The sequence below is a fragment of the Proteiniclasticum sp. C24MP genome, assembly GCF_043951855.1.
Lineage (GTDB): Bacteria > Bacillota > Clostridia > Clostridiales > Clostridiaceae > Proteiniclasticum.
Genome location: NZ_JBINJW010000043.1, coordinates 1 through 8,783 on the forward strand (window position 1 = coordinate 1; position 8,783 = coordinate 8,783).

Consider the following 8,783-nt stretch of genomic DNA (forward strand, 5'->3'; position numbering starts at 1 on the left):
CGTTCTGTTGTTCCTGGGGAAGTATGCCTTCACATCCGATCTGTTCTTCTTCTTGAATCTCGGAAATCCGGACTGTTTCCTGAAAAACTTCCTGAAAGCCTTCTCTCCATTCATGATGCTCTGCTTCACAGCTTTGCTGCTGACCTCTCTGATCCACAGGTATTCCGGATTCTCTGGCAGGAATTCGTTGTTTAGCCATTTTGAGAAATCCATTCCGGACAGGAAGCTTTTCTCCGCTTTGTAGATCTCTTTGTTTTCCGCAATATAGAAATGGTAGATGAACCTGCAGACACCGATGGTTCTGTTTATTTTGAGTTTCTGCTTCTCAGTCGGATGTATTTCCGTCTTGTAACTTTTCAGCACCCTGATCATCACCTTTATGCACTATTTCCCTTGAATTTCTTTAAGAAAATTATAGCACATACGTTCTTTTTCAGTAATTGAATATGAAAGAGATATTATTTTATCTGAATTGCACCAAAGCTGGACTGTCATAGCAGAAACAGGTATGAACTCAGAAAGTCCATGAATCATGGGTATATTGCTTCACTTTTGTCCATGATTGTATATATTTTTAAGAATCATTTGCTCCTCCTTTTTGATATTTATTAGTACTATAGTGTAATAATATTAACGTGTCAATGAACGAAGGTAAAGATTGTGTCAATTTTATGGAATCCCTGTCTGATTCTGAATGTCGGTTGGCTTTTCAGTCCTTGAGAAGGGTGCAGTTTCCTGCTAGAGGCATGGAACAATGATCCTGGAAAAGAAAATGAACTGGCTGATACAGCCAGTTCAGATATATAGGAGTGTTTGAAGCTTGCGATTGTTACTGGTTCAGTTCCTTGTACTTCTTGAACCATTCATCCATTTCAGTGAGTCTTCGCACACGATGCTTTGGTTTTCCTGAACGGGAGAGTTCATGGTTTTCGCCCCTGAACATGCAGAGTCTCGAATCCACTCCATGGAATTTCAGGGCAGTGAACATCTGGAGCCCTTCTGTGATCCAGCATCTGTAGTCTTCTTCAGAGTGGATGAACAGAGTAGGGGTCTTCACTTTGTCAGCATACTTCAATGGGGACTGTTCCCACATTTTATCATGGTTTTCCCAAGGCGATGCTGCGGTCTGATCATCTGCAAAATAGTAGCCGATGTCTGTGGTGTTAAACATGGAGATCCAGTTGGAGATGCTCCTCTGAGAAGCGGCTGCTTTAAAACGGTCCGTGTGTCCGATGATCCAGTTGGTCATGAAACCGCCATAGGAACCCCCAGTGACAAAGAGAAGGTCCTCGTCAATGTCCTTATAGGTTTCCAGCGCCAGGTCAGTGAAATTCATGAGGTCTTCGTAATCGATGTCTCCGTATTTTCCTCTGATATCCGAGAAATCATTGCCTTTGCCGTCACTTCCTCTTGGATTGCAGAAGATCACAAAGTAACCGCTGCTGGCGAAATACTGCAGTTCATGATAGAACACGCTTCCATAGACGGTTTTCGGTCCGCCATGAATTTCGAGCAGTGCAGGGTATGGTTTTCCTTCCTCGTAATCTGCAGGTTTCAGCACGAACCCGTCGATGGTTCTTCCGTCTTCCAGAGTATAACTCAGAGGCTCCGGAACCGAAAGCTTCAGTTCGTCTTTGATCCAGTCGTTGAAGCCTGTCAGTTTCACGGATTTTCCGTTTTCCACTTTATAGATTTCCTGTAGGGAAGTGTTCTTCATGCCGATGAAGAGAATGTTTCCGTCCTTCACGCTGATGGCGTCTGCAGAACCTTCTTCTGTCATCACTTCCCTTATATCACCTTCTGCACCGATTTTCATGATGTAGGAATCGGTGCCTTGCGTTGTGGTGAAATAGAGCTCTTCATGATCGATGACTCTTGATTTTCCTCCACCGTATCTTGAATCACTGCCTACAGAACTGTACATGGATATATCCAGGTCTTCCGTGATAAGATTCAGTGCACCGTTTTCCAGATTGTAGGTATAGAACTTGCTGTTTTCATTGATACCGAGAGTTTTCATGTCTGATGCGGTGAGAATCAGCATATTCTCTGACAGGAACTCCGCATAGGATATGGTTAATCCTTTGGTCTCCAGCTTGATCACTGCTGCACCATCGAAGATGGACAATTCATTGTAGAGTTCTTCCTTGTCCATGAAAGTACTGGACAGGATCACTGCCTGATCCTTCTTCTCACTGAGTTTGATGCTTTCGATGTTTGTATATTCTCCCGTAAGATATTTGATGAACTGTCCCTTTTCATCGAAAAGAGATAGGCGGTTTCTCTTCCTTGAGGTGAATCCGTTGCCGTTGGACCAGTATGGAATTTCGTCAAGGACTTCATAGTCCTTTTCTTCCTTGAGTCTTTTCAGTTCATCGCTGAGCTCTTTTTCGTCTAAAGTGAGCTGATCCTTGCTGTTGTTGTCATAGTAGGCGGAAGCGAGAAAAATTCCGTTATGAAGAACTTCATAGGCGCTTACTTTCTTGTTGAAACGAATGTACTTGTCCGCTTCTCCGCCATGAATATTGATTTTATAGACCTGAGTGAATTCTTTCAGGGATTCGCTTTCTTCCTTGTCCTTATCCTCTCGTATGGTTGTGAACAGGATGTTTTCCTCATCAAGCCATTTAAAGCTGGATTCCTTGTTGAATGCTGTAAGCTTTCGGGTCTCGTTGCTGCTTACATCCAGAAGATGCAGGTTGGATAGATACTTGTTTCCTTCCATGTCCACTTCGTGCAGAACAAATGCGGCATGTTTTCCGTCGGGTGAATGCTCGATGCCGGATAGGAACTTGTAATTCTTGAAATCGTCAATGGCTATGTTTCTCATGTTGACCTCCGTAAAGATATTGATAAAATAAATATACAGTAAAATTGACAGATAGTTTTGAATTATAGTCAATTTCTGTATGACAATAAGGTATTCTGTATTATTTCCAGGATTTCGGCGCAAAAAAACCCCGCTGGGGGAACAGCGGGGTTTAAACTATAGGCCAGTAAAATATATATTAATTTGGGGTTTTTACAATCCAGCTATTTTGCTTCCTTGAATAGCTTTGAAACTTCATCCCAGTTCACTACGTTGAACCAGTTTTCAATGTATTCAGGTCTTCTGTTCTGATACTTCAGGTAGTATGCATGTTCCCATACATCCAGCCCTAAGATTGGTTCGTATCCTTCCGATACAGGGTTATCCTGGTTTGGTGTGGACATTACTTCAAGCTTTCCGCCTTTTACCACAAGCCATGCCCAGCCGGATCCGAATCTTGTTGCTGCCGCATCGGAGAAGACTGTCTTGAATTCATCGAAGCTTCCGAATTTTTCGTTGATCGCTTCCAGAAGTTCACCTTCAGGCTTCTGTCCTTCGGCTTTCTTCATTACGGTCCAGAACAGGGAGTGGTTCATATGTCCGCCACCGTTGTTTCTGACAGCGGTTCTGATGTCTTCTGGTACTGCATTAAGGTCTGTCAGCAGTTCCTTCAGGCTCTTTTCCTGCAGTTCCGGATACTTCTCAAGAGCACCGTTCAGCTTGGTTACATACCCGTTGTGATGCTTGCTGTAATGGATCTCCATTGTCTGAGCATCCACGTAAGGTTCTAAGGCGTTATAGTCATAAGGTAATTTTGGTAATTCATGTTTCATTATTTAATTCCTCCAAATTCTGTTTTTTCAAATCATTTTTCACTTCTGTAATCAGAAGATTTAATGAACTTATGTGTTTACTATAACCCAAATGATAGTCAAATTCAATAGCATACAATTAAATTTACTGGCCATATGTATTTTGTTAATAGTTAGTTTACAAAGTTCACTGGAATGATTTCTTTAGACAATGAAATAAAGGAATTCTATATGTCATATATTTGAAATCCGATGAAAAAAGAGGAGGTCATCCCAGATGCCTCCTCTTGCGAATATTACGAATCCCGTAGTTTACTGATCTGGTCATCAAGTTTCTTTCGACCGTTCACGTAGGTATTTTTAAGTTTATTGAAGATCTCTCTGTTCTTCAGCGGCGTGATATCTGGAAAGGCGTTGAAGATTCTCCGATTCTGATATCGCCCCTTCTGAAGAAGAAGTCTGACTTTTTCCGTGTAGATGGCAGTATCTTCGATTCTGCTCTGGAGCATCTGCTTCAGCTCTTCCAGTCTGATTTCGCCTTCTCTGAGTAGTCTGTCGAATTCTTCCTTTACGAGTGCGATCCGCTTATTAAGCAGGAGCAGATGTCTTACAGTGAAGACAAGGTCGAAAAGAACAGCGAAGAGAACAATCAGGGAGATATAACTCAGCAGAATCATAGGCTGCTGATACAGATAGGATTCTATGGCCGGATGGGCATAATTCACAACCACGACGGACATAGATGCGAAAACAAGTGCTCCAGTGAGATAGACACGTCCATGGACATTGAAAGGTCTTTCTGAATAATCCCACCATCTGGCATGGAAGAATGTTTCCAGAAGTACGGAAGTGACATATTCCACCGTGGTGGTCAGAACCATACTGGAAAGAAAAAGGGGAAGAAACCCTGTTTCCCTTCCATAGAAGACCAGAACGATGAGGATGGCCCCGAAGCCATAGACCGGACAGAGAGGGCCATTTAGAAATCCTCGATTGACCAGTTTTTTTCCGGTGATGGAGCATAGAATGGATTCGTAGACCCATCCTGCCACACTGTAGATTATGAAATAGAGAAACCAGTACATGAGACCCATTGCCATCCCCCATCTTTCTGATCAAGTTAGACCTTTACCATCATTATACAGAAAATGAATAGGGTTTTGACAGCTATCCCAGAATAACTTTTTTATCTGCGACTCTTTCAATGAAGTCTTCATCGTGAGATACCACAATGACAGCCTGATCCTTCTTTATTTTACGGATGATGTCGATGAGAAGAGTCTTGTTTTCCGAATCAAGACTGCTGGTGGGCTCGTCGAAGCACAGCACCAGGGGACGTAGAAGAAGCGCTCTGATGATGGCGATTCTCTGTTTCTGTCCACCGGAGAGTTCGGAAGGGTATGCGGATTTCTTGTCTGAAAGTCCGAACTCCATAAGATAGGCTTCCGCTTTCTTCACCGCTTCCTTTTCCTCGTAGAGTTTATGATAATTCACTGCAATGAGCAGGTTATCCATGACATTCAGGTGCTGAAACAGGCTGGAGGACTGAAAGACAAGTCCAATGCGGATTCTGTTTTTTTCATCTACTTTCACCTCGTTGATGTAAAAGTCTCCGCTGTCCTGCTTCTCCAGCTGTACGATGCACTTCAGAAGGGTGGATTTACCTACTCCGGAAGGACCGACTATGGCAAGCACTTCATTCTTCTCTACCTGAAAGTTCATGTTCTCAAGGACTTTCAGATCTCCATAGGACTTCGATATGTTCTCTGCTCTAAACACTAGATGGTCACCTTCCTCATATTTTTCTCGATTTTCTTCAGCAGTTTTTCAATGATGATGCTCAATGTGAAATAGATCAGTCCCACGATGATGAAGGGCACTGCTGAAACATAGATGTTCGCCAGGGTTCTGGAGACCTTGATCAGCTCACTTAAACCCAGAGCGTAGATCAGTGCAGTATCTTTCAGGAGAACCAGTACTTCATTGGATAGAGAAGGGAAACTGTTTCTCACGGAAAGAGGAAGAAGGATTCTGTAGAATGTATAGGACTTTGAGAATCCCAGTACAAATGCCACATCCTTCTGATCCTGAGGGACACTCTGTATCCCTCCTCTGAGAATCTCAGCGATGTACCCAGTGTAGTTGAAGGTGAAGCCGATGAGTGCTGCAGTCATTCGATCCAGTGTGATTCCGAAATAGGGAAGTCCGAAATAGATGAATATCAGCTGAAGCAGGAGAGGGGTTCCACGCACAATGGAGATGTAGGCGGAGATGAAGGGTCTGATGCGTTTAAACCCGTAAAGGTAAGTCACCAGTACGCCCAGCAGGGATGAGGTGATCAGCGTGATGACGAAATAGAACAATGTCTGACCGAGACCCTGCAGAAGGACCGGATAACTTGACTGGAGCATACTAATCATTGATATACACCTTTTTTATTTCTTCGAAGGTTCCGTCACTGACAATCTCTTCCAGAGTTTCGTTTACTTTATCAAGCAGGGTGGTGTCTGATTTTCTGAAGCCGATTCCGTATTCTTCCTGACCGAAATTATCTTCCAGAATACGATATTCTTCTATGTTTTTGGATAGAAGCACGTATCTTGCGAAAACCTCATCCAGAACGATGGCGTCGCTTCTGCCTGCTTCCAGGTCCAGGAAAAGATCGAGATTGGAATCGAAAGTGATGAGTTCACCGTTTTTGAGATTGGGTACGATTCCCTCTTCACTGGAAACCGCATCGTAGGCACTGGATTCCTTCTGCACGGAAACCACCTTATCCTTCAGATCTTCCTTGGAAGTGATATCGGAGGAGGCCATGGTGATGATGATCTGAGTGTTGTCCATGTATGGATCTGAAAAATTCACTTTCTCTTTTCTTGCATCGGTGATGGTATAGCCATTGAAGATCAGATCGATGTTGCCGCTGTTGAGTTCACTTTCCTTCAGGGACCAGTCGATGGGCTGGAATTTAGGGGTGATACCGATTCTGTCAAAGATTTCCTTGGCAAGGTCCACATCGAATCCTACCAGTTCTCCCTGCTGGTTTCTGAATCCCATAGGCACGAAAGTATCGTCAAGACCCACGACGATTTCACCTTTTTCCATTAAGGCGTCAAATGTGTCTTCGTTCTTGTCTGAAGGGTTGCTGCACCCTGCAAGTAGTAATAGTCCCATTAGTAGTGTGATGATTTTTTTCATTTCTTTTTCCTCCTTTTTTTATTTAACTGCATGAAATTCAAATAAAAAAGTCCTTAGTCTTATATAGACTAAGGACGATATCATTCGTGGTTCCACCTTATTTCATCAGCTCCTCACGGAAACTGACCTCTTCGAGTACAATCATACTCTAGTCTTGATAACGGATGACAAGGATTCCCGGTACTCACTACTCTTCTTCATTTTGCAAGTACAGCTCAAAGATGTGTTCCCCCATGCTCCACTGTTTTTTCACACCAACCAAAAACTCTCTGGAAGTTTTGCATAAGATACTATTTCTTTTCAACGCAATTAAATTATTGAACCTATCTTACCTCAGGAGAAAAAGAAAAGCAATAATTTCCTGAAATTTTACGATAATTACAATGGCAAGGTTTACAAAAAGAGGCTGTTTGCCTGAAAAAGACAGATGTTTTATGAAATCCTGAATTTCAGATGCGGAATCTGGGGAAGGATCTGAAGATAAACCGTAAAATTTCTGTGAATAGAGCAGGCTCATTCCCGGATGATAATGAAAGAGTAAAGCGCATACACTGAGATTCAGCCTGTTCAGGCGTTTCGTGAATCATTTCACTTTGTCATTTTGGGTATCAAAGGAATTGACAGAAATTTCTGTTGATGATAATGTTTACACAGATATATTATAATTCAAGGAGGAAAATTATGGCTAAAATTTTACTTGTAGGTAGTGTAATGATGGATCTGATTCTTCGCTGCGAGCGAGCCCCAAAACCCAGTGAGAGCGTACTGGGACATGGATACAGCAATGCTCCCGGTGGAAAGGGAAGTAATGCTGCAGTCGCTGCCAGAAGAGCCGGTGCTGAGGTTTCCGCCTATGCGACCATCGGTAAAGACCCCAATGGAGAGTATCTTCTGAACAAATGGACCGAGGCTGGAATCGACACCAAGCATGTCATCGAGAAAGAAGGAGAAAACAGCGGATTCGTTGCCATCACACTGGAAGACAACGGACAGAATCGTCTGATCATTTTCCCTGGAGCAAATATGAAGACACCACCAGATCAGCTGGATGAGGCATTCAAAGATCCTTTTGATGCGGTTCTTCTTCAGTTTGAAATTCCATTTGAAACAAACAAGAGAGCCATTGAGATCGCCAATGAAAAAGGCATCATCACAGTTCTTGATGCGGGTCCGGCCCAGAAGTACGATCTGGAAGGACTGCCACCTGTAACCATTCTTTCTCCTAATGAAACTGAAACAGAAGCTCTTGTAGGAATCTATCCAAAGGATCAGGATACAGCAAGAGAAGCGGCCAAGAAGCTTCAGGAGAGAAATGGTGCCAAGTATGTGGTGCTTAAGATGGGAGAAAGAGGATCCTATCTCTATGGAGAAGGGTATGACGAAATGGTTCCACCATTCAAGATCAAAGCAGTGGATCCTACAGCAGCAGGAGACGCGTTCACTGGAGTTCTTGCCAATGCCTTCGTGGATACCGGAGATCTCCGCGAAGCGGCTCGAATCGCCAATGCTGCCGGAGCACTCACTTGCCTGAAACTGGGCGCTCAGCCGTCCCTTCCAACCAAGGAAGAGATTGATGCATTTCTTGCAGAACAGAAATAGTAGAACATAATCAGAAAAGGCCCATCGGAGTGGATTGCAAAACCATCTGATGCGCCTTTCTGATTTTCCGGAAAAAAGAGATAGGGAGGCTGAAGGTCAGAGATATCAATTGAAGAAAGCGCTTCTGAAATGAATCGGAATAAAGCGCACAAAAAAAACCATCTCGAAATGAGATGGTTTTTATGGCGGAGAACGAGGGATTTGAACCCTCGCGCCGGTTACCCGACCTACGCCCTTAGCAGGGGCGCCTCTTCGGCCACTTGAGTAGTTCTCCACGCCGAAGTAAATTATATTAAATTACCACAAAACACATTATATCAATGGGATGGACCAGTGTCAATAGATTTCGACTTTTTGATTGTCTG

8 protein-coding genes, 1 tRNA gene and 1 other annotated feature are annotated in these 8,783 nt (G+C 43.3%); of the genes, 1 reads left to right on the top strand and 8 read right to left on the bottom strand.

From position 1 onward, the window contains the following. From ACHAL6_RS15115 to ACHAL6_RS15145, 7 genes are all read right to left on the bottom strand, one after another. The coding region (locus ACHAL6_RS15115) for a helix-turn-helix domain-containing protein (protein WP_395271496.1) at positions 1–372 on the bottom strand (372 nt) is incomplete at its 3' end. Positions 373–829: 457 nt separating this feature from the next. After that, positions 830–2,830, bottom strand: a complete 2,001-nt coding sequence (locus tag ACHAL6_RS15120) for a prolyl oligopeptidase family serine peptidase (protein ID WP_395271489.1) — start codon at positions 2,828–2,830, stop codon at positions 830–832. A 203-nt stretch (positions 2,831–3,033) separates the two neighbouring features. Continuing rightward, the gene (locus ACHAL6_RS15125) at positions 3,034–3,642 is read right to left on the bottom strand and encodes a superoxide dismutase (RefSeq protein ID WP_395271490.1); all 609 of its coding nucleotides are present in this window, start codon (positions 3,640–3,642) and stop codon (positions 3,034–3,036) included. Between the two features lie 275 nt (positions 3,643–3,917). Further along, a complete protein-coding gene (locus ACHAL6_RS15130) occupies positions 3,918–4,721 on the bottom strand; it encodes a hypothetical protein (protein WP_395271491.1) in 804 nt (267 codons plus the stop codon). A 67-nt stretch (positions 4,722–4,788) separates the two neighbouring features. Continuing rightward, positions 4,789–5,400, bottom strand: a complete 612-nt coding sequence (locus ACHAL6_RS15135; RefSeq protein ID WP_395271492.1) for an ATP-binding cassette domain-containing protein — start codon at positions 5,398–5,400, stop codon at positions 4,789–4,791. Next, on the bottom strand, positions 5,400–6,041 hold the full coding sequence (locus tag ACHAL6_RS15140; RefSeq protein ID WP_395271493.1) for an amino acid ABC transporter permease: 642 nt from the start codon (positions 6,039–6,041) through the stop codon (positions 5,400–5,402). Before ACHAL6_RS15140 ends, ACHAL6_RS15135 begins: the two co-directional genes overlap by 1 nt. Continuing rightward, complete coding sequence (locus tag ACHAL6_RS15145) at positions 6,034–6,819, bottom strand: amino acid ABC transporter substrate-binding protein (protein WP_395271494.1); 786 nt, start codon at positions 6,817–6,819, stop codon at positions 6,034–6,036. The genes ACHAL6_RS15140 and ACHAL6_RS15145 overlap by 8 nt, the downstream gene beginning before the upstream one ends. 67 nt (positions 6,820–6,886) lie before the next feature. Then, positions 6,887–7,132, bottom strand: a binding site (T-box leader). A 368-nt stretch (positions 7,133–7,500) separates the two neighbouring features. On the opposite strand from ACHAL6_RS15145, the gene ACHAL6_RS15150 reads away from it, so the two are divergent. Next, positions 7,501–8,418, top strand: a complete 918-nt coding sequence (locus ACHAL6_RS15150) for a ribokinase (protein ID WP_395271495.1) — start codon at positions 7,501–7,503, stop codon at positions 8,416–8,418. A gap of 183 nt (positions 8,419–8,601) precedes the next feature. On the opposite strand, the gene ACHAL6_RS15155 is transcribed toward ACHAL6_RS15150, so the two are convergent. Further along, positions 8,602–8,692: transfer RNA gene (locus ACHAL6_RS15155), tRNA-Ser, on the bottom strand. Between the last annotated feature and the right edge of the window lie 91 nt (positions 8,693–8,783).